Here is a 21,177-nt window from a genome sequence, read left to right on the forward strand (position 1 = left end):
ACGAATGGCCGGCGCGGCCGTTCGCTGAACTGAGGAATCCAAGATGGCATCGAAATCGCTGCTGGCCAGGCCGGTACGCTATACGCAGACGGCGATCGCGCTGCACTGGCTGATCGCGCTGCTGATCGTCTGCGCGTTCGCGCTGGGCTGGGTGATGACCGACATCCCGGGCTTCACGCCGACCAAGCTGAAGTACTTTTCTTGGCACAAGTGGATGGGCGTGACCGTATTCGCGCTGGCCGTCATCCGCGTGCTGTGGCGCGCGACCCACGTGCCGCCGGCGCTGCCGGGCGGCACGCCGGCGTGGCAGCGTGCGGCGTCGCATGGCGTGCACATCCTGCTGTACGTGCTGATGATCGTGATTCCGGTGACGGGCTACCTGTACAGCTCGGCGTCGAACATCCCGGTCGTCTATCTCGGCATTGTGCCGCTGCCGCGGCTGATCGACCCCGATCCGGTGCTGAAGGAAACCTTCAAGACGCTTCACGTGTCATTGAATTACATTCTGCTTGCGCTCGTCTCGCTGCACGTGCTCGCGGCGCTCAAGCACCAGCTGTTGGACCGCGACGGCCTGCTGTCGCGGATGCTCCCCTTTGCCAAATGAAGGATCCCATGAAGATGTCTTTCTCCCGCCCCATGCTGGCCGCGCTCGCCGCGGTGTCGTTTGTCGCGTCGGGCACGGCGCACGCCGATGTCGATCTCGCGAAGAGCAAGGTGTCCGCCGTGTCTAAGCAGATGAACGTGCCGACCGAAGGCGCGTTCAAGAAATTTTCCGCGCAGGTGAAGTTCGACCCGGCCAAAGCCGCGCAGGGCAGCGCCCAGATGACGATCGACGTCGCGAGCTATGACCTCGGCGACAAGATGTACAACGACCAGGTCGCCGGCAAGGACTGGTTCGACGCGAAGACGTACCCGCAGGCCACCTTCGTGTCGTCGGCGATCGCGCCGGCGGGCGGCAACAAGTACAACGTGACCGGCAAGCTGACGATCAAGGGCAAGTCCGAGAACGTCACGGTGCCCGTCACGGTCACGCAGAGCGGCGCGACGCAGACCTTCGACGGCGTGCTGCCGATCAAGCGTTCGACGTTCAACGTCGGCACCGGCGAGTGGAAGGACACGTCGGTCGTCGCGGACGAAGTGCAGATCAAGTTCCATCTCGTCGCCACCAAGTAAGCGGCGGGCTGTCGCCTCACCTGAATGCCGCGCGAGGGCGCGGCGCCGTTCCAAGGAGAAAGAGTTTGAAAAAGCAACTGATGATCGCCGCAGGCGCGCTGGCAGCGTCGCTGTCGTTCTCGGCCTTCGCCGAAAGCGTGACGTACCAGTTCGACCCGAGCCACACGTACCCTAGCTTCGAGGCTGACCACATGGGTGGCCTGTCGGTCTGGCGCGGCAAGTTCGACAAGTCGAGCGGCACCGTGACGCTGGACCGCGCGGCGAAGACGGGCACGGTCGACGTGACGACCGACATCGCATCGATCCACACCGGCAGCGCGAAGCTCGACGAGCATCTGCAAACGGCCGAGTTCTTCGACGCGGCCAAGTTCCCGCAGGCGAACTACAAGGGCGCGATCAAGTTCGACGGCGACAAGCCGGTGTCGGTGGTCGGCAACCTGACGCTGCATGGCGTCACGAAGCCGGTGACGCTGAAGATCGATTCGTTCAAGTGCATGCCGCACCCGATGCTCAAGCGCGAAGTGTGCGGCGTCGACGCCGTCGGCGAATTCGACCGCAGCGATTTCGGCCTCGACTACGGCAAGCAGTACGGCTTCAAGATGAAGACGAAGCTGCTGATCACGGCCGAAGCGCTCAAGCAGCAGTAAGCCCGCCGGCCGGGCCGGCCTTCGCGCCGGCCCGCCGCGAGCCCGCCGCCGCGTTCCCGTCAGGGGGCGCGGCGGTTTTTTTACGCGCCTATAATCGCCCGAGCGTCGTGCGCGGCGCCGGGCAGGCCGACGGCGCGTGCGGCCGCCTCGAACAGAACGTACAACGACAAGGAGATCGCCGATGCATGCCGTCACGCAGTCCCGTTCCATTGCTTCGTCGCCGCGCGTGTGGCGCGCGGTGGTCGCCGCGTCGATCGGCAATGCGCTCGAGTGGTTCGATCTCGTCGTCTATGGCTTCTTCGCGGTGACGATTTCCAGGCTGTTCTTTCCGGCGGGCAACGATACCGTGTCGCTGCTGCTCACGCTCGGCACGTTCGGCGTGTCGTTCTTCATGCGCCCGCTCGGCGCGATCGTGCTCGGTGCGTATGCCGACCGCGCGGGCCGCAAGGCCGCGCTCACGCTGTCGATCCTGCTGATGATGGCCGGCACGCTGATCATCGCGGTGCTGCCGACCTACGAGACGATCGGCGTCGCCGCGCCGGTGATCCTCGTCGCCGCGCGGCTGATGCAGGGTTTCTCGGCCGGCGGCGAGTTCGGCAGCGCGACCGCGTTCCTCGCCGAGCACGTGCCGGGCCGGCGCGGCTTCTTCGCGAGCTGGCAGGTCGCGAGCCAGGGGCTCACGACGCTGCTTGCGGCTGGCTTCGGCACCGTGCTGAACGCGCAGCTCACGGCCGCGCAGATGGCTGCCTGGGGCTGGCGCGTGCCGTTCTTCTTCGGCCTGCTGCTCGGGCCGGTCGCGTACTACATCCGCACGAAGGTCGACGAGACCCCCGAATTCCTCGCGGCGGAAGGCACCGCGAACCCGCTGCGCGATACGTTCGCGACGCACAAGGCGCGTCTCGTCGCCGCGATGGGCGTGGTCGTGCTCGGTACCGTCGCGACCTATCTCGTGCTGTTCATGCCGACCTACGGCGTGAAGCAGCTCGGCCTCGCGCCGTCGGCCGCGTTCGCGGCGATCCTCGTCGTCGGCGTGATCCAGATGGCGTTCGCGCCGCTCGTCGGCCACTGGTCGGACACCTACGGCCGCGTGCGCGTGATGATCGCGCCGGCCGTCGGCATTCTCGTGCTGATCTACCCGGCATTCGCGTACCTGGTCGCCCATCCGGGCTTCGGCACGCTGATCGCGCTGCAGGTGCTGCTCGCGTTCCTGATGACGGGCTACTTCGCGGCGCTGCCGGGTTTGTTGTCCGAAGTGTTTCCGGTGCAGACGCGCACGACCGGGATGTCGCTCGCGTATAACGTCGCGGTGACGATCTTCGGCGGCTTCGGGCCGTTCATCATCGCGTGGCTGATCAAGGCGACCGGCTTGAAGACCGCGCCGAGCTTCTACCTGATGTTCGCGGCCGTGCTGAGCCTCGCGGCGCTGGTCGTGCTGCGCAAGCGGTTCGGCTTCCGGTGACAGGGCGGGCGGCGCGCGTCAGTTGCCGGTGCGCTCGCATACCGGCTGCGCGGGCATCAGTTGCGGTCGGGCCTCGACCGTCTGCACGGGGCGCCCGGCGAGCGCGGCCAGCGCCTGCCTGAGTTGCCAGTCGGTTGCCGTGCCGAACACGCGCTGCGGCAGCGCCGCGCTCTTCGCCGTATCGATCTTCGCGAGCGCTCGCTGCTCGCGCAGCTTCTGCCGTTCCTTGCGCACCTTCGCGAACGGATCGGGCGCCAGCCGGTCCGCATACGGCGCGCGGGCGAGATCGGCTTCCCGGTACCACAGGAGTACGCCGTCGACGTCCGAGTCGCGGCGCGGCGGCACGAGCCAGTCCGGCACGACACCGTAGCCGTCCATCGGGCAGCCGTTCGGCCGCAGGTTGCGCGCGAACGTGAAATTCAGGCGCGTGCCGTCGATCAGGTCGACCCCCGTTTGCGCGAGCCCCTTCCCGTAGGTCGGCATGCCGAGCAGTTTCGCGCGGCCGAGATCCTTCAGTGCCGCCGCGGTCGCTTCGGCGGCCGACGCGCTCTGTCCGTCGACGAGCACGACGAGCGGCACGGTGCGCCACCAGCCGTCGGCCTGCAGTGGCGCGAGCGGATCCTGTCCATGCATGACCGGCAATTCGTAATCGGGCCAGTTGGTCGTGTAGCGGCGGCGGTTGGCGTCGCCGCGCTCGACCGTCACCATCGCGGTGCGGTCGCGGCCGGCGAACAGCGCGGTGATGCCGATCGCCGCGTTGAGCGCGCCGCCGCCGTTGATGCGCAGGTCGAGAATCACGCCTTTCACCGGCGGCCCCGCGCGGCGCGCGGCCTGCACCGCGTCGACGTAGTCGCCGACCGCCGGTTCGGGGAAGCTCGACAGCCGCGTGTACAGGATGTCGCCGTCGAGCCGTTTCGCGGTCGCGGGATGCGGTTTGAGGATCGTCCGCACGGGCGCGAAGCTCAGCACCGCGTGCGACGGGCCGCGCTGGACCGTGAGCTTCAGCGGCACGCCCGCGTCGCCCTTGGCGAGCCGGGTCAGGTCGGCGGCGTCGATGCCGACGACGCTCGTATCGTTCATCGCGACGACGAGATCGTCGGGGCGCACGCCGGCCTTTTCCGCGGGCGCGTCGGGAATCACGTCGACGATGTGCAGCCCGTCGGGTCGCGTCTCGAACACGATGCCGATGCCGGGCGTGCCGTCGCGCACGCGCCGTTCGTCTTCGCGCCGCTCCTGCTCCTCCTTCGCGTCGAAGAAGCGCGCGTACGGTAGCGTCTTGATGCCCGCGTGGGTCGTTGCGTCGAGCAGCGCGCCGATGTCGACGTCGGTCAGATGCTGCCGCTTCAGGACTTCAACCGCTGCCTTGAGCTCGCAGATCTGCGGCTCCCAGTCGGGCGGGCAGGGCGACGGCGGCCGGGCGGTGGCGGGTGAGGAAGCGGGTGCAGAAGCGGGCGGGGCGGACGCCGGCTGTTGGGCACCGACGGACGACGCACACGGCAGGAGCGCGGCCGCGACGGTTGCGCAAGCGGCAAGGCGGAAAACGACACGCGTGGGAGGCATCATCGGGACCGCACGTTTGAACGGAGGGCGAAGGTGCTTTAGCCGCCAGGCGGCGCGGCGGGACGGTCACGATTGTAGCCGACGCGCGTGACGGGGCAGGACGAGCGGGCTGCGCGAGGTCGGTCGAGTGGCGCAGGCATGAAAAAGCCGGCCCAACCGGGCCGGCTTTTCGTCGGTGCCGAAGCAGCGTGGCGCTTAAACCTGCGCGCCCGCGTTCGGATCGTCCGGATCGTGCGCGCTCTTCTTTTCCTTGATCAGGTCTTCGCGCTTGATGCCGAGCCACATCGCGAGCGAGCCCGCGACGAACACCGACGAGTAAATGCCGAACATGATGCCGACCGTCAGCGCGAGTGCGAAGTAGTGCAGCGTCGGGCCGCCGAAGAAGAACATCGACAGCACCATCATTTCGGTCGACGTGTGCGTGATGATCGTACGCGACATCGTGGTCGTGATCGCGTGGTTGATCACTTCCTGCACGCTCATCTTGCGTTCGCGGCGGAACGTCTCGCGGATCCGGTCGAAGATGACGACCGACTCGTTGACCGAGTAGCCGAGCACCGCGAGGATTGCCGCGAGCACCGCCAGCGAGAACTCCCACTGGAAGAACGCGAAGAAGCCGAGAATGATCACGACGTCGTGCAGGTTGGCGATGATGCCGGCCACTGCGTACTTCCACTCGAAGCGGAACGACAGGTAGATCACGATGCCGATGACGACGCACGCGAGCGCGAGCAGGCCGTCGGTCGCGAGCTCCCGGCCCACCTGCGGGCCAACGAACTCGACGCGCTGCAGCGTGACGTCCGGGCTCTGCGCCTTCAGCGCGCCCATCACCTGGTCGCTCTGCTGCGCGGACGTGAGGCCTTCCTTCAGCTGCAGGCGGATCAGCACGTTGCGCGACGTGCCGAAGTTCTGCACCTGCGCGTCGGCGTAGCCGAGCTTGCCGAGCGTCGCGCGCACGGGTTCGAGTTCAGCGGCCTGCTGGTACTGCACCTCGATCACCGTCCCGCCGGTGAATTCGACGGACAGGTGCAGCCCGCGGTGGAACAGGAAGAACACGGCGGCGAGGAACGTGACCAGCGAGATCACGTTGAACACCAGCGCGTGCCGCATGAACGGAATGTCTTTACGGATGCGGAAAAATTCCATGGTCTCGTCTCCGGGGCCTTATTGGGTCGAGCCCGGTTTCTTCGGCGACACGCCTTGCTGCGCGCGGTTGCGCAGCTGCGGCTTGCCGGTGCGCGGCGCGTTGCTCTTCGCGGGGGCGGCGAGCTTCGCGGCACGCGCGGTGTCGGTCGATTCGTCTGCGTCGGAGAACGATGCGCCCGCCGCGGCGCCTTCCGGCTTCCACACCTGGCCGATCGCGAGCGACTTCAGCTTCTTGCGGCCGCCGTACCAGAGGTTGACGATCCCGCGCGAGAAGAACACCGCGGAGAACATCGACGTCAGGATACCGAGGCAGTGCACGATCGCGAACGCGCGAACCGGGCCCGAGCCGAACGCGAGCAGCGCGAGGCCGGCGATCAGCGTCGTGACGTTCGAGTCGAGAATCGTCGCCCATGCGTGCGCGTAGCCGGACTGGATCGCGAGCTGCGGCGGCTGGCCGGCACGCAGTTCTTCACGCACCCGCTCGTTGATCAGCACGTTCGAGTCGATCGCCATACCGAGCGCGAGCGCGATTGCGGCGATACCGGGCAGCGTCAGCGTCGCCTGCATCAGCGACAGCACGGCGACGAGCAGCAGCAGGTTGACCGACAGGCCGATCACCGAGACCACGCCGAACAGCATGTAGTACGCGATCATGAACACGGCGATCGCGCAGAAGCCCCAGATCACCGAGTGGACGCCCATCTTGATGTTGTCGGCGCCGAGGCTCGGGCCGATCGTGCGTTCCTCGATGATGTCCATCGGCGCGGCGAGCGAACCGGCGCGCAGCAGCAGCGCGAGGTCGGCCGCGGCCTGCGGCGTCGGCTGGCCCGTGATCTGGAAGCGGTCGCCGAGTTCCGACTGGATCGTCGCGACCGTCAGCACTTCGCCCTTGCCCTTCTCGAACAGCACCATCGCCATCGGCTTGCCGATGTTCTCGCGCGAGACCGCGCGCACCGAGCGGCCACCGGCCGAATCGAGGCGGATGTTGACCGACGGACGCTGGTGTTCGTCGAAGCCGGCCGACGCATCGATGATGCGGTCGCCGGTGAAGATCACGTCCTTCTTCAGCAGCACCGGCGCCTGGTTGCCCTGCGTGAACAGCTCTTCACCCGGCGGCACCGGGTCGTTCGGGTTCGGGTGCGTGTTGATCGGGTCGGCGAGGCGCGCCTCGAGCGTCGCGGTGCGGCCGATGATGTCCTTCGCCTTCGCGGTGTCCTGCACGCCCGGCAGCTCGACGACGATGCGGTCGCTGCCCTGCTGTTGCAGGATCGGCTCCGACACGCCGAGTTCGTTCACGCGGTTGTGGAGCGTCGTCAGGTTCTGCTTGAGCGCGGCGTCCTCGACGGACTTCTGCACGGCCGGCGTGAACGTGCCGACGACCTGCGTGCCGCCGCCGCCGGGCTGGGTCGCCCATTGCAGTTCGGTGATCGACAGCGCGAGCACCTTGCGGGCGTCTTCCGCCGTCTGCGCATCGCTGAAGTTGACGACCACGGACTGGTCGACGCGGCTCACGCCGCCGTCGCGGATGTTCTTGTCGCGCAGCAGCGTGCGCGCGTCGGACGCGTCGGAATCGAGCTTCTTCGTCAGCGCGCCCGTCATGTCGACCTGGAGCAGGAAGTGGACGCCGCCACGCAGGTCGAGGCCGAGATACATCGGCAGCGCGTGCAGGGCGGTGAGCCAGCGCGGCGACGCGCTCTGCAGGTTCAGGGCGACGACGTACTGCGGATCGTTCGGGTCGGTGTTCAGCGACTTCTGCAGCAGGTCCTTGACGCGCAGCTGCGTATCGGTGTCCTTCAGGCGCACGCGGATGTTCGCGTTGGTCGCCGTGTTCTCGAAGGTGACGTCGTCCGGCGTGATCTGCGCGGAGGCGAGCGCCGATTCGACCTGGGTCAGCGTGGTCGAGTCGAGCTTGACCGTGGCCTTGCCGCTCGACACCTGCACCGCCGGCGCTTCGCCGAAGAAGTTGGGCAATGTGTACAGAAGGCCGATGGCGAGCGCCACGACCATCACGACATATTTCCAGAGTGGATAACGATTCATGAGGGAGCCGAACGGGTGGTTGGCGTGAAAGCGTCGCGTCCGGCGCCGCGGCGGCCCGCTCTCTCAGGCGGGCACGGCGCGGGGAGCCGGACGCTCGGTGAAGGGCTTACAGCGACTTGATCGTGCCCTTCGGCAGAATGGTCGTGACCGCAGCCTTCTGCACGGTGATTTCGGTGCCTTCGGCGATCTCGACGCCGATGTAGCCTTCGGTGACCTTCGTCACCTTGCCCACGAGGCCGCCGCTCGTGACGACTTCGTCGCCCTTGGCCATGGCCGCGAGCATGTTGCGGTGCTCCTTCTGACGCTTCATCTGCGGACGGATCATGATGAAGTAGAGCACGGCAAACATCAGGATGAGCGGCAGGAAGCTCATCAGGCTCGATTCGGCGCCACCGGCACCTTGGGCGAACGCGTTGGAAATGAACGGCACGTTGGTCTCTCCGTAAAGGAAGATCGAAAAATAAGCCGGTTATTCTACCACCGGCCCCATGCGCAAACGGATCGGCAAATGCGCTTTCGGATCAAGCTGTTAAAGCGCGAACCGGTACCGTTGCGACTTGTTTGGAAAGGTAATTGTAATGTTTAGCAGTCGGGTTCGACAGTTGGCACGCGTTATTTAGTACACGTCCCATGTGACGGGCCGCGGCGCGGGCGGCCGGTCCGTCAGTCGACCCCTCTGGCGCGATCCTCCGCGAAGCGCTGGCGGAACGCGTCGAACGTGTGGGTCTCGATCGCTGCGCGGATCTCGCTCATCAGCTGCAGGTAGTAGTGCAGGTTGTGGATCGTGTTGAGCTGCGCGCCGAGGATCTCGCCGACGCGGTGCAGGTGATGCAGGTAGCCGCGCGAGAAGTTCTGGCACGTATAGCACGTGCAGCTCGCGTCGAGCGGCTTCAGCGAATTCTTGTGCGTCGCGTTGCGGATCTTCACGTCGCCGAAGCGCGTGAACAGCCAGCCGTTGCGCGCGTTGCGGGTCGGCATCACGCAGTCGAACATGTCGACGCCGTTCGCGACGCCTTCGACCAGGTCCTCCGGCGTGCCGACGCCCATCAGGTAGTGCGGCTTGTTGGCCGGCAGCTTCGGGCCCACGTGGCGCAGCACGCGCATCATGTCTTCCTTCGGCTCGCCGACCGACAGCCCGCCGATCGCGAGGCCGTGGAAGCCGAGTTCCGCGAGGCCCGCGAGCGATTCGTCGCGCAGGTCCTCGAACATCCCGCCCTGGACGATCCCGAACAGCGCGTTCGGGTTGCCGAGCCGGTTGAACTCGTCGAGCGAGCGCTTCGCCCAGCGCAGCGACATGCGCATCGAGTCGGCCGCTTCCTTGTGCGTGGTCGGCACGCCGTTGGTCGCATACGGCGTGCACTCGTCGAACTGCATGACGACGTCGGAGTTCAGCACCCTCTGGATCTGCATCGACACTTCCGGCGACAGGAACAGCTTGTCGCCGTTGATCGGCGACGCGAACGTGACGCCGTCCTCGGTGATCTTGCGCAGGTCGCCGAGCGAGAACACCTGGAAGCCGCCCGAGTCGGTCAGGATCGGCTTGTTCCAGCCCATGAAGCCGTGCAGGCCGCTGTGCGCGTCGATCGTGTCGAGGCCCGGGCGCAGCCACAGGTGGAACGTGTTGCCGAGGATGATCTGGGCCTTGATCTCGTGCAGCTCGCGCGGCTGGATCGCCTTCACTGTGCCGTACGTGCCGACCGGCATGAAGATCGGCGTCTCGACCACGCCGTGATTGAGCTTCACGCGGCCGCGGCGCGCGTGGCCGTCGGTCGCCAGTAGTTCGAATTCGAGCCCGTTCGCCGGGCGCTCCTGCACGGGGGCGTGCGTATCTTGGGATGAACCTTCGGTCATCGCGTCATTCTCCTTGCCACCGGAGAACAGTCCGGCGCGTGTTGGAAACGCCGCCGGCAAGCCGGCAGCGGGGAAAAACGGGGTCTGCGCCATCGTAGCGCGCGGCGGGCGAACGGCGGCTGAGCGGCGTGCGGGCCGTCGCGCCTGCTTCGCTCAAACGCGCGGCGCCTCCGGCGCGTCGCGCCGCGTGAGCAGCATCGCATCGCCGTAGCTGAAGAAGCGGTAGCGTTGCTCGATCGCATGCCGGTACGCGGCGCGGATCGTCTCGACGCCCGCGAACGCGGACACGAGCATCAGCAGCGTCGACTTCGGCAGGTGGAAGTTCGTGACGAGCCGGTCGACCACGCGGAAACGATAGCCGGGCGTGATGAAGATGTCGGTCTCGGCCTGCGTGGCCGTAAGCGGGCGGCCCGCTTCGTCGGCAGCGCGCGCGGCGGCTTCGAGCGCGCGCATCGACGTCGTGCCGACCGCGATCACGTTGCCGCCGCGCGCGCGGGTCGCGGCGATCTTGTCGACGAGCGACTGCGGCAGGTCGTACCACTCGCTGTGCATCTTGTGCTCGGCGATGTTGTCGACGCGCACCGGCTGGAACGTGCCGGCGCCGACGTGCAGCGTCAGCGTCGCGCGCTCGACACCCATCGCGTCGAGCCGGTCGAGCATCGGCTGGTCGAAGTGCAGCCCGGCCGTCGGTGCGGCGACCGCCCCCGGATTGCTCGCGTAGACGGTCTGGTAGCGCGTCTCGTCGGTCGCGTCCGGATCGTGCTCGATGTAGGGCGGCAGCGGTAGGCGGCCGTACTGTTCGATCAGGTCGAGGCACGGCTCGGGGAAGTTCAGCGTGAAGAACGGCTCGACGCGCTCGCCGACCGTCACGTCGAACGCATCGGCGAGGCGCAGCATCGTGCCGGCGCCCGGCGACTTGCTCGCGCGGATCTGCGCGAGCGCCGTGTGCGTACCGGTCACGCGCTCGATCAGCACCTCGATCCTGCCGCCGCTGGCCTTCTGGCCGAAGAAGCGCGCCTTCAGCACCTTGGTATCGTTGAAGACGAGCAGGTCGCCGGCCGAGATGCACGACGGCAGCCCGGTGAAATGGCGGTCGACCAGGCGCGCGGGCGCGACGGTGCCGTCGACCTCGAGCAGGCGGCTCGCGGTGCGATCGGGCAGCGCGGTTTGTGCAATCAGCTCGGGCGGCAGATTGAAATCGAAATCGGAAAGCGTGAACATGCGGGCTGGTTCGAAGCGGCCGGCGGGCGTCGCCGGCAGGGCGGAAACGCGTAAATGGGGCGCGCGAGCCGCTATGATGGCGGGATGCGCGGCCTGGCCGGCGTCGTTCGTTCGGACGACGTGAAAGCCGCTATTGTACTTGCCTTGCGAAGCACCCAGACGATCCGATGCCAGTGTCACCACGCCGTTCCCCCGCTGCCGTTGCCGATTCCGCCGATCCGTTCGACGCGGAGGATGTCGCGCCGCCCGCGCCGGACGCGGCGGAGCGCACTGCGCCGCGCCGTGCCGGCCCGAAGCGCGGCGCCGACGGCAGGCTCGCGCAGCCGGCCGCCGCCGCGCCCGATGCCGACAGCGCCGCTGCAAGCGACGCAGCGGGCGCGAAGCGCAAGAAGAAGCCGGCCGCCGACAAGCCCGTGAAGACGGTCGACAAGCTCGCGAAGCTCGGCCTGACGCGCTCGATCGATCTGGTGCTGCATCTGCCGATGCGCTATGAGGACGAAACCACGCTCACGCCGATCGGCGAGCTGCTGCCGGGCGGGATCGCGCAAACGGAAGGCGTCGTGTTCGACAACGAGGTCGCCTACCGGCCGCGCCGCCAGCTGGTCGTGAAGATCCAGGACGACGACGGCGAGCACCTCGTGCTGCGCTTCCTGAATTTCTACGGCTCGCAGGTCAAGCAGATGGCCGTCGGCCAGCGCCTGCGCGTGCGCGGCGACGTGCGCGGCGGTTTCTTCGGGCTGGAGATGGTGCATCCGGCGGTGCGCGTCGTCGAAGCGGATGCGCCGCTGCCGCAGGTGCTCACGCCCGTCTATCCGAGCACGGCCGGCGTGTCGCAGGCCTATCTGCGCAAGGCGATCGAGAACGCGGTCGAGCGTACGCCGCTGCCCGAGCTGCTGCCGCCCGAGATCCAGCGCGACTACCTGAAGCCGCTCGACGTGCCGACGCTCGAGCAGGCGGTGCGGATCCTGCACCACCCGCGTGTCGATTCCGACGAAGCCGCGCTGATGGATGGCTCGCATCCGGCGTGGACGCGCATCAAGTTCGAGGAACTGCTCGCGCAGCAGCTGTCGCTCAAGCGCGCGCACGAGGAGCGGCGTACGCGCGCGGCGCCCGCGATGCCGCGCCGCGCGGCGAGCGATGCCGATGCGCTCACCACCCGGCTCTACGCGGCGCTGCCGTTCAAGCTGACCGGCGCGCAGGCGCGCGTCGTCGACGAGATCGCGCACGATCTCACGCTCGCGCACCCGATGCAGCGCCTGCTGCAGGGCGACGTCGGCAGCGGCAAGACCGTCGTCGCGGCACTGGCCGCCACGCAGGCGATCGACGCCGGCTACCAGGCCGCGCTGATGGCGCCCACCGAAATTCTTGCGGAACAGCACGCGCGCAAGCTGCGTGCGTGGCTCGAGCCGCTCGGCGTCACGGTGGCGTGGCTCGCGGGCAGCCTGAAGGCGAAGGAGAAGCGCGCGGCGATCGAGGCGGCCGCGCTCGGCACCGCGCAGCTCGTGATCGGCACGCACGCGATCATCCAGGACACGGTCGAATTCGCTCGGCTCGGCCTCGTGATCGTCGACGAACAGCACCGTTTCGGCGTCGAGCAGCGGCTCGCGCTGCGTGCCAAGGCCGCGAACGCGGCCAACGGCGCGCGCGACTTCCAGCCGCACCAGCTGATGATGTCGGCCACGCCGATTCCGCGCACGCTCGCGATGACGTACTACGCGGATCTCGAGGTCTCGACGATCGACGAGCTGCCGCCTGGCCGCACGCCCGTGCTGACGCGCCTCGTCGGCGATGCGCGGCGCGAGGAAGTGATTGCCCGCGTGCGCGAGGCCGCGCTGACCGGGCGTCAGGTGTACTGGGTGTGCCCGTTGATCGAGGAGAGCGAGACGCTGCAGCTGCAGACGGCCGTCGAGACTTACGAGACGCTGGCCGCCGCGCTCCCGGAGCTGAAGGTCGGGCTCGTGCACGGCCGGTTGTCGCCGGCCGACAAGGCGGCCGTGATGGAAGCGTTCACGCGCAACGACGTGCAGCTGCTGGTCGCGACGACCGTGATCGAGGTCGGCGTCGACGTGCCGAACGCGTCGCTGATGGTGATCGAGCACGCGGAGCGCTTCGGCCTCGCGCAGCTGCACCAGTTGCGCGGCCGGGTGGGGCGCGGCACCGCGGCGTCGGTGTGCGTGCTGCTGTACACGGGGCCGCTGTCGATCACCGGTCGCGAGCGGCTGAAGACGATGCGCGAGACGACCGACGGCTTCGAGATCGCCCGGCGCGACCTCGAGATCCGCGGCCCCGGCGAATTCCTCGGCGCGCGCCAGTCGGGCGCGGCGATGCTGCGCTTTGCGAACCTCGAGACCGACGGCTGGCTGATCGAACCGGCCCGCGAAGCCGCGACGCGGCTGATTGCCGCGTATCCCGAGATCGTCACGCAGCATCTCGCGCGCTGGCTCGGCGCGCGGGAGCAGTACCTGAAGGCCTGATCGCAGGCTGGGGCCGGATTTAAAACCGCCGTTTGAAGCATTTCGATGCCGAGAAACTTGGCGAACCGGCGTCACAGGGTGTATAAATTAAACCTATCGCCCGTATATCTCTGATTGACCCACAATGACGCTGACTGAATTGAAATACATCGTCGCGGTCGCGCGCGAACGGCATTTCGGCCGCGCGGCCGAAGCATGCTTCGTGAGCCAGCCGACGCTGTCGGTGGCGATCAAGAAGCTCGAAGACGAGCTCAACGTGCAGATTTTCGAACGCGGCGCGAGCGAAGTCAGCGTGACGCCGATCGGCGACCAGATCGTCACGCAGGCGCAGCGCGTGCTCGAGCAGACCTTCGCGATCAAGGAGATTGCGAAGCAGGGCAAGGATCCGCTGGTCGGCCCGTTCCGCCTTGGCGTGATCTACACGATCGGGCCCTACCTGCTGCCGACGCTCGTCAAGCAGATGATCCAGCGTGTCCCGCAGATGCCGCTGATGCTGCAGGAAAACTACACGCTCAAGCTGCTCGAACTGCTGAAGCAGGGCGAGATCGACGCCGCGATCATGGCGCTGCCGTTTCCGGAAACCGGCCTGATGGTGCGTCCGCTGTACGACGAACCGTTCGTCGTCGCGCTGCCCGCCGGCCATCCGTGGGAAAAGCGCGAGGAAATCGACGCCGAGGACTTGAAGCAGGAAACCATGCTGCTGCTCGGCAACGGCCACTGCTTCCGCGATCACGTGCTCGGCGTGTGCCCGGAGCTGATGCGCTTCTCGCAAACGGCCGACGGCATCCAGAAAACCTTCGAGGGCTCGTCGCTCGAGACGATCCGCCACATGGTCGCAAGCGGCGTCGGCATCACCGTGCTGCCGCGAATGTCGGTCGCCGAGGTCGGCCCGCGCGCGAACGGCCCCGATGCCGAACTGCTGTCGTATGTGCCGTTCAACGAGCCGGTGCCCGATCGCCGCGTGGTGCTCGTTTGGCGCAAGAGCTTCACGCGGATGCCCGCGATCGACGCGATCAGCGATGCGATTTCCGCGTGTGAGCTGCCGGGCGTCGCGAAGCTCGACATGCCGGCGACGATGAACTGAGCACGCCGCATATGCGCGTGTGGCGGCACGATGAACGGGGTCTTGCGACCCCGTTTATTTTTCTCTATCGCATAGATAACATTTATCAAATTCACGCCATCGATAGATGTCAATAGAATGATCTACATGGATCGGCTTGACGTCGACGACTGATCCGCACGTTGAATGCAAGCGTCAAAGGAGGATGTCATGATGCGGTCGGTATTGCAGCACGCGCAGCGGAACATCCCGTCGCGCGACGCGGTCGTACATCGCGCCAGGGCGGCGGTTCGCAGCCTGCGTCCGATTGCGTTCGCGTACCTGGCGGACCGTGTGTATGGTGGCTGAACGCCGCCGCGCGCCGGTTCAGTGTTCCCCCGATTCACCTGCCGTCAAGCCATGAGGGAGCATCGCATGTCCGAAAGCTGGAAGATCGCTCGCAGTGCCGGCACGACGCCTGCCGGCAGCCGGTTCTCCGAGCGTCCCGCCTGCGGCCCATCGCAGCAGGAGCGCGCGCCACGGGCCGCGCACGACATCCCGTAGTACGACAGGAGGACCAACCTGTTCCGTTTCCCATCCCCGCAATGACACTCCATCAACCGCGTCCGGCATGCCGCCGGAGCAAACCGGTGGAGTCATACGAGCAAGCCAAGGAGAAATCGCATGTCGAACGAAACGAAGTGCCCGTTCAACCACACCGCTGGTGGCGGCACGACGAACAAGGACTGGTGGCCGAATCAGCTGAACCTGAACATCCTCCACCGGCACTCCGCGCTGTCCGATCCGATGGACAAGGATTTCGACTACGCCGAGGCGTTCAAGAAGCTGGACCTTGCGGCGGTGAAGCAGGACCTGCATGCGCTGATGACGACGTCGCAGGACTGGTGGCCGGCCGACTTCGGCCACTACGGCGGCCTGTTCATCCGCATGGCCTGGCATAGCGCCGGCACGTACCGCACGGCCGACGGCCGCGGCGGCGCGGGCGGCGGGCAGCAGCGCTTCGCGCCGCTCAACAGCTGGCCGGACAACGTGAGCCTCGACAAGGCGCGCCGGCTGCTGTGGCCGATCAAGCAGAAGTACGGCCGCAACATCTCGTGGGCCGACCTGCTGATCCTGACCGGCAACGTCGCACTCGAATCGATGGGCTTCAAGACCTTCGGCTTCGCCGGCGGCCGCGTCGACACGTGGGAACCGGACGACGTGTACTGGGGCTCGGAAAAGATCTGGCTGGAACTGAGCGGCGGCCCGAACAGCCGCTACTCGGGCAAGCGCGAGCTTGAAAGCCCGCTCGCGGCCGTGCAGATGGGCCTCATCTACGTGAACCCGGAAGGCCCGGACGGCAACCCCGACCCGGTCGCCGCCGCGCACGACATCCGCGAGACGTTCGCGCGGATGGCGATGAACGACGAAGAGACGGTCGCGCTGATCGCGGGCGGCCACACGTTCGGCAAGACGCACGGCGCGGGCCCCGCCTCGCACGTCGGCGCCGAGCCGGAAGCCGCGGGCCTCGAGCAGCAGGGCCTCGGCTGGAAGAGCACGTTCGGCACGGGCAAGGGCAAGGACGCGATCACCAGCGGCCTCGAAGTCACGTGGACGACGACGCCGACGCAGTGGAACCACGATTTCTTCAAGCACCTGTTCGACTACGAGTGGGAGCTCACGAAGAGTCCGGCCGGCGCGCACCAATGGGTCGCGAAGAATGCCGGCGAAGTGATTCCGGACGCGTTCGACGCATCGAAGAAGCACCGTCCGACGATGCTGACGACCGACCTGTCGCTGCGTTTCGACCCGGCCTACGAAAAGATCTCGCGCCGCTTCTACGAGAACCCGGACCAGCTCGCCGACGCGTTCGCACGTGCCTGGTTCAAGCTCACGCACCGCGACATGGGCCCGCGCGCCCGCTATCTCGGCCCGGAAGTGCCGGCCGAGGAACTGCTGTGGCAAGACCCGATCCCGGCCGTCGACCACAAGCTGATCGACGACGCGGATGTCGCCGCGCTGAAGGCAAAGGTGCTCGCGTCGGGCCTCACGGTGTCGCAACTGGTGTCGACCGCATGGGCGTCGGCGTCGACGTTCCGCGGCTCGGACAAGCGCGGTGGTGCGAACGGTGCGCGCATTCGCCTCGCACCGCAGAAGGACTGGGAAGTGAACCAGCCCGCGCAGCTCGCGAAGGTGCTCGACACGCTCGAAGGCATCCGCAAGGCGTTCAACGACGCGCAGACGGGCGGCAAGCAGGTGTCGCTGGCTGATCTGATCGTGCTTGCCGGTGCGGCCGGCGTCGAGCAGGCCGCGAAGCAAGCGGGCGTGGCGGTGACGGTGCCGTTTGCACCGGGCCGGATGGACGCATCGCAGGAGCAGACCGACGTCGACGCGATGGCCGTGCTCGAACCGGTGGCGGACGGTTTCCGCAACTATCTGAAGAGCGCATACAAGACGCCGGCCGAAGCGCTGCTGGTCGACAAGGCCCAACTGCTGACGCTGAGCGCGCCGGAGATGACGGTGCTCGTGGGCGGCCTGCGGGTGCTCGGCGCGAACGTCGGCGGTGCGAAGCACGGCGTGTTCACCGACCGTCCGGAAACGCTGACGAACGACTTCTTCGTGAACCTGCTCGACATGGGCACGGAATGGAAGCCGGTGTCGGCCGCGAACGACGTGTTCGAAGGGCGCGATCGTGCGACGGGCCAGGTCAAGTGGACGGGCACGCGCGTCGACCTGATCTTCGGTTCGCACGCGCAACTGCGCGCGCTGGCCGAGGTGTACGGCAGCGCGGATGCGAAGGAGAAGTTCGCGCGCGATTTCGTCGCGGCCTGGAACAAGGTGATGAACCTTGACCGCTTCGATCTCGCGTAAGCGTCGCCGGGCAGTCGTGCGGTGATGCAGTAACGGGAAACGGCCGGTCGGGCGACCGGCCGTTTCTTCCAGACCCTGGGTTTCGTTGAAGGAGTAACGATCATGTCGCAAATGATGTCGAACATGCGCGCCGCACTGGCGTCGCCGGCCGAGATCGCGCGGTACGTAGTCGGATCCGCGATCGTCGTCGGCGGTGCGGCCGAACTCGTGTCGCAGGCGCTGCACGCGATCGCGGCCGCCTGAGCGCGGCGTTTCACGCGCCACGCATCGTGGTGAGCCGTGCGCGCGGGTGGTGCGGTGTCGACAGGCAGGTAGCCCGATTCGCTTTCATTGCTCTGTTTCATTGAATAAGGAGTCCGGAACATGGTCAGGAAGACTCAAGCTGCCCGGATCAACATCGGCATCAGCGACAAGGACCGCAAGAAGATCGCGGAAGGCCTGTCGCGCCTGCTCGCCGATACGTTCACGCTGTACCTGAAGACCCACAATTTCCACTGGAACGTCACGGGCCCGATGTTCAACACGCTGCACCTGATGTTCGAGGCGCAGTACAACGAGCTGTGGCTCGCGGTCGATTCGGTCGCCGAACGCATTCGTACGCTCGGCGTCGCCGCGCCAGGCACCTTCGGCGATTTCGCGAAACTGTCGTCGGTGCCGGAAGCGAACGGTGTGCCGGCGGCCGAAGAGATGATCCGCCAGCTTGTCGAAGGGCACGAGGCCGTCGTGCGCACCGCGCGCGCGATCTTCCCGCTTGCCGATGCGGCCAGCGACGAGCCGACCGCCGACCTGCTGACGCAGCGCCTGCAAGTTCATGAAAAAACCGCGTGGATGCTGCGGTCGCTGCTCGCATAGGCGTACGACGCGCGGCGGGCCGGTTTGACGCCTGCGCATACTGCGCTCCGGCCCTGATTGATCGGCACGCTTCGGGCCGGGCCCGGGCCGGTGCTACGAGCGGATCCGCGCGTGCGCTGGCTCTGTCCCTTGTTTGATGCGCGGTGTAGCTCGGCCAGGCGCGGCGGGCGGCAGCAGGGCGCCGGCATCCGGCCGCTGCCGCCCGCGCGCCGCGCCGACATGACGCGAAGCACCGCTCGGCTCTAAAATGCCGGGGTTATCTTCCCGGTGCTTCGCCATGCTTGCCCGCTTTCCCCTGTATCTGCGGCTTGTCCGGATGGACAAGCCGATCGGCAGCCTGCTGCTGCTGTGGCCGACGCTCAACGCCCTGTGGATCGCGTCCGACGGCCATCCGCGCTGGCCGCTGCTCGTGATCTTCTCGCTCGGCACGCTGCTGATGCGCTCGGCCGGCTGCGCGATGAACGACTATGCCGATCGCGATTTCGACCGTCATGTGAAGCGCACGGCCGACCGGCCGCTGACTTCCGGGAAGATCCGCGCGTGGGAAGCGATTGCGATCGCCGTCGGGCTGGCTTTCATCTCGTTCCTGCTGATCCTGCCGCTCAACACGCTGACGAAGCAATTGTCCGTCGTCGCGCTGTTCGTTGCGGGCTCGTATCCGTTCATGAAGCGCTTCTTCGCGATTCCGCAGGCGTATCTCGGCATCGCGTTCGGCTTCGGCATCCCGATGGCGTTCGCGGCCGTGCAGGACACCGTGCCGGCGATCGCGTGGGTGATGCTGGTCGCGAACATTTTCTGGTCGGTCGCGTACGACACCGAATATGCGATGGTCGATCGCGACGACGACATCAAGATCGGGATCCGCACGTCCGCGCTGACGTTCGGCCGCTTCGACGTCGCGGCCGTCATGCTGTGCTACGCGGTGACGCTCGGCATCTACGTGTGGATCGGCGTGACGCTCGGCTTCGGGCTTGCGTACTGGGCCGGTTGGGCGGCGGCGGTCGGCTGCGCGCTGTATCACTACACGCTGATCAAGGGCCGCGAGCGGATGCCGTGCTTCGCGGCGTTCCGCCACAACAACTGGCTCGGCGGCGTGCTGTTCGCCGGGATCGCCGTGCATTACCTGCTGGCGGGCAGCTGAACGACGGCGTGCGTCGGCGCGCACAGCCAATAAAAAAGCGGCCTTGCGGCCGCTTTTTTATCGTCCGGTACCCAAAGCAGCAGGCACCGCCGGCGCGCTTACGCGCGACCGAGCTCGTCGCCCATTTCCTTCGCGCGCGCTTCGGCCGCAAGCGCGCCGCGCACGATCGCATCCTTCACGCCTTGCGCGTCGAACGACGCGAGTGCGGCGGCCGTCGTGCCGCCCTTCGATGTCACGCGCTCGCGCAGGACGCTTGCCGGCTCGCCCGATTGCGCGGCGAGTTGCGCGGCGCCCGTGAACGTCGCGACCGCGAGTGCGCGGCCCTGTTCGTCGTTCATGCCGAGTTGGCGCGCGGCTTCCTGCAGCGCTTCGATGAAATAGAACACGTACGCGGGACCGCTGCCCGAAATGGCCGTGACGGCGTCGAGCTTCGACTCGTCGTCGAACCACACGATCTCGCCGACCGCGCCGAGCACGTTCGATGCGAGTTCGCGGCCTGCCGCGTCGACGCCCGGCAGCGCGGCGAGGCCCGTCACGCCCATGCCGACGAGTGCGGGCGTGTTCGGCATCGTGCGCACGACGCGTGCGTAGTCGCCGAGCCAGCGCGCGAGATCGCTGCCGCGGATGCCGGCCGCGATACTGATCACGAGCTGCGACGTCAGATGCGGCGCGAGCGCCCGTGCGACGTCCTTCAGCACCTGCGGCTTCACCGCGAGCACGACCGCGTCGTAGTCGGCGAGCGTCGCGTCGACGGCTGCGCCGGTGCGCACGCCGAACTGCCGGGCGGTGCGCGCGCGCACCTCTTCGTTGACGTCGATGGCATACAGGCCGTCAGCGGCAACGCCGCGCTTGATCAGGCCGCCGATCAGGGCCGCGGCCATATTGCCGCCGCCGATGAATGCGATTTTCATGATGTTCGATTGAGCGAGTGAGTGAACGGTAGGGCGGAAAGGGCGCGGCATTCAGTGCGCGTAATCGCGCGCGCCGAAGATCGCGGTGCCGACGCGCACGATCGTCGCGCCTTCGAGCACGGCCGCGTCGAGATCGGCGGACATGCCCATCGACAACGTGTCGAGCGGCAAGCCGTCGGCACGCAACGTGTCGAACAGCGCACGCAGCGCACGATGCGGCACGCGTTGCGCGTCGGTATCGCCTGCCGGCTCGGGAATCGCCATCAGGCCGCGCAGCCGCAGCGACGGCAGCGCGGCGACCCCGCGCGCGACTTCGGCCACGTCGGCCGGCGCGACACCGCTCTTCGACGCCTCGCCGCTGATGTTCACCTGCACGCACACGTTGAGCGGCGGCAGGTGCGCGGGGCGCTGTTCCGACAGGCGCTGCGCGATCTTCAGCCGGTCGACCGAATGGACCCAGTCGAAGCGCTCGGCAACCGGGCGCGTCTTGTTCGATTGCAGCGGCCCGATGAAATGCCATTCGAGGTTCGCGCGCAGGTCGGCGAGCGCGTCGATCTTGTCGATCGATTCCTGCACGTAGTTTTCGCCGAATGCACGCTGTCCGGCCGCGTACGCGGCGCGCACGTCATCGGCGGGAAACGTCTTGGACACGGCGAGCAGCGACACGGTGGCGGGATCGCGGCCGGCCGCGCGGGCGGCGTCGGCGATGCGGCGATGGACGGATTCGAGACGGGCGGCGAGATCGGACATGACGGGCACGGAAGCAGGCACGGAAGCAGGCATGTAGCG

General features: G+C 67.3%; 19 protein-coding genes. 11 read left to right on the forward strand and 8 right to left on the reverse strand.

Annotated elements, in window-relative coordinates; translation table 11 throughout:
- Window positions 1-43: 43 nt before the first annotated feature.
- The 4 genes from HWX39_RS07205 to HWX39_RS07220 all read left to right on the forward strand — a co-directional run bounded on the left by HWX39_RS07205 (window position 44) and on the right by HWX39_RS07220 (window position 3,279).
- Window positions 44-604: a cytochrome b gene (locus HWX39_RS07205; protein WP_175966542.1), complete on the forward strand. Its 561-nt coding sequence runs from the start codon at window positions 44-46 to the stop codon at window positions 602-604.
- A gap of 8 nt (window positions 605-612) precedes the next feature.
- Window positions 613-1,173, forward strand: coding sequence for a YceI family protein (locus tag HWX39_RS07210; protein WP_175955785.1), 561 nt, complete (start codon window positions 613-615; stop codon window positions 1,171-1,173).
- Between the two features lie 65 nt (window positions 1,174-1,238).
- Window positions 1,239-1,820 (forward strand): YceI family protein, encoded by a 582-nt coding sequence (locus HWX39_RS07215; protein WP_175966544.1) that lies wholly within the window; start codon window positions 1,239-1,241, stop codon window positions 1,818-1,820.
- 181 nt (window positions 1,821-2,001) lie between these two features.
- The gene (locus HWX39_RS07220; protein ID WP_175966546.1) at window positions 2,002-3,279 is read left to right on the forward strand and encodes an MFS transporter; all 1,278 of its coding nucleotides are present in this window, start codon (window positions 2,002-2,004) and stop codon (window positions 3,277-3,279) included.
- Between the two features lie 18 nt (window positions 3,280-3,297).
- Here the strand turns inward: HWX39_RS07220 and HWX39_RS07225 are convergent, their stop codons facing one another.
- From HWX39_RS07225 to queA, 6 genes are all read right to left on the reverse strand, one after another.
- Window positions 3,298-4,842 carry a S41 family peptidase gene (locus HWX39_RS07225; RefSeq protein WP_175966549.1) on the reverse strand — a complete coding sequence of 515 codons (1,545 nt, stop codon included), beginning with the start codon at window positions 4,840-4,842 and terminating at the stop codon, window positions 3,298-3,300.
- A gap of 192 nt (window positions 4,843-5,034) precedes the next feature.
- Complete coding sequence (gene secF / locus HWX39_RS07230) at window positions 5,035-5,985, reverse strand: protein translocase subunit SecF (protein WP_069247171.1); 951 nt, start codon at window positions 5,983-5,985, stop codon at window positions 5,035-5,037.
- 18 nt (window positions 5,986-6,003) lie between these two features.
- Window positions 6,004-8,025 (reverse strand): protein translocase subunit SecD, encoded by a 2,022-nt coding sequence (secD, locus tag HWX39_RS07235; RefSeq protein ID WP_175966551.1) that lies wholly within the window; start codon window positions 8,023-8,025, stop codon window positions 6,004-6,006.
- Between the two features lie 106 nt (window positions 8,026-8,131).
- Complete coding sequence (gene yajC / locus HWX39_RS07240; protein WP_006476868.1) at window positions 8,132-8,455, reverse strand: preprotein translocase subunit YajC; 324 nt, start codon at window positions 8,453-8,455, stop codon at window positions 8,132-8,134.
- A 233-nt stretch (window positions 8,456-8,688) separates the two neighbouring features.
- The gene (gene tgt / locus HWX39_RS07245; protein ID WP_175966553.1) at window positions 8,689-9,876 is read right to left on the reverse strand and encodes a tRNA guanosine(34) transglycosylase Tgt; all 1,188 of its coding nucleotides are present in this window, start codon (window positions 9,874-9,876) and stop codon (window positions 8,689-8,691) included.
- 153 nt (window positions 9,877-10,029) lie between these two features.
- Entirely contained in the window at window positions 10,030-11,097 is a 1,068-nt protein-coding gene (queA, locus tag HWX39_RS07250) for a tRNA preQ1(34) S-adenosylmethionine ribosyltransferase-isomerase QueA (RefSeq protein ID WP_175966555.1), read from the reverse strand.
- Between the two features lie 167 nt (window positions 11,098-11,264).
- Here queA and recG point away from each other — a divergent pair, with 167 nt between their 5' ends.
- From recG to ubiA, 7 genes are all read left to right on the forward strand, one after another.
- Complete coding sequence (recG, locus tag HWX39_RS07255) at window positions 11,265-13,571, forward strand: ATP-dependent DNA helicase RecG (protein ID WP_175966557.1); 2,307 nt, start codon at window positions 11,265-11,267, stop codon at window positions 13,569-13,571.
- A gap of 124 nt (window positions 13,572-13,695) precedes the next feature.
- A complete protein-coding gene (locus HWX39_RS07260; protein WP_043189592.1) occupies window positions 13,696-14,655 on the forward strand; it encodes a hydrogen peroxide-inducible genes activator in 960 nt (319 codons plus the stop codon).
- A 393-nt stretch (window positions 14,656-15,048) separates the two neighbouring features.
- Entirely contained in the window at window positions 15,049-15,177 is a 129-nt protein-coding gene (locus HWX39_RS36625) for a hypothetical protein (RefSeq protein ID WP_279613066.1), read from the forward strand.
- Between the two features lie 120 nt (window positions 15,178-15,297).
- Complete coding sequence (katG, locus tag HWX39_RS07265; protein WP_175966559.1) at window positions 15,298-17,484, forward strand: catalase/peroxidase HPI; 2,187 nt, start codon at window positions 15,298-15,300, stop codon at window positions 17,482-17,484.
- Between the two features lie 102 nt (window positions 17,485-17,586).
- Complete coding sequence (locus tag HWX39_RS07270) at window positions 17,587-17,727, forward strand: hypothetical protein (RefSeq protein ID WP_175966561.1); 141 nt, start codon at window positions 17,587-17,589, stop codon at window positions 17,725-17,727.
- A 120-nt stretch (window positions 17,728-17,847) separates the two neighbouring features.
- Window positions 17,848-18,336 carry a Dps family protein gene (locus HWX39_RS07275; RefSeq protein WP_175966563.1) on the forward strand — a complete coding sequence of 163 codons (489 nt, stop codon included), beginning with the start codon at window positions 17,848-17,850 and terminating at the stop codon, window positions 18,334-18,336.
- Between the two features lie 277 nt (window positions 18,337-18,613).
- Window positions 18,614-19,477: a 4-hydroxybenzoate octaprenyltransferase gene (gene ubiA / locus HWX39_RS07280; protein WP_175966565.1), complete on the forward strand. Its 864-nt coding sequence runs from the start codon at window positions 18,614-18,616 to the stop codon at window positions 19,475-19,477.
- A 98-nt stretch (window positions 19,478-19,575) separates the two neighbouring features.
- Here the strand turns inward: ubiA and proC are convergent, their stop codons facing one another.
- Together proC and HWX39_RS07290 are read right to left on the reverse strand one after the other, a co-directional pair.
- Window positions 19,576-20,388, reverse strand: coding sequence for a pyrroline-5-carboxylate reductase (gene proC / locus HWX39_RS07285; protein WP_175966568.1), 813 nt, complete (start codon window positions 20,386-20,388; stop codon window positions 19,576-19,578).
- A 51-nt stretch (window positions 20,389-20,439) separates the two neighbouring features.
- Window positions 20,440-21,138 carry a YggS family pyridoxal phosphate-dependent enzyme gene (locus HWX39_RS07290; protein WP_175966570.1) on the reverse strand — a complete coding sequence of 233 codons (699 nt, stop codon included), beginning with the start codon at window positions 21,136-21,138 and terminating at the stop codon, window positions 20,440-20,442.
- Between the last annotated feature and the right edge of the window lie 39 nt (window positions 21,139-21,177).

The organism is Burkholderia sp. BCC0322, assembly GCF_902833045.1.
Classification (GTDB): Bacteria; Pseudomonadota; Gammaproteobacteria; order Burkholderiales; family Burkholderiaceae; genus Burkholderia.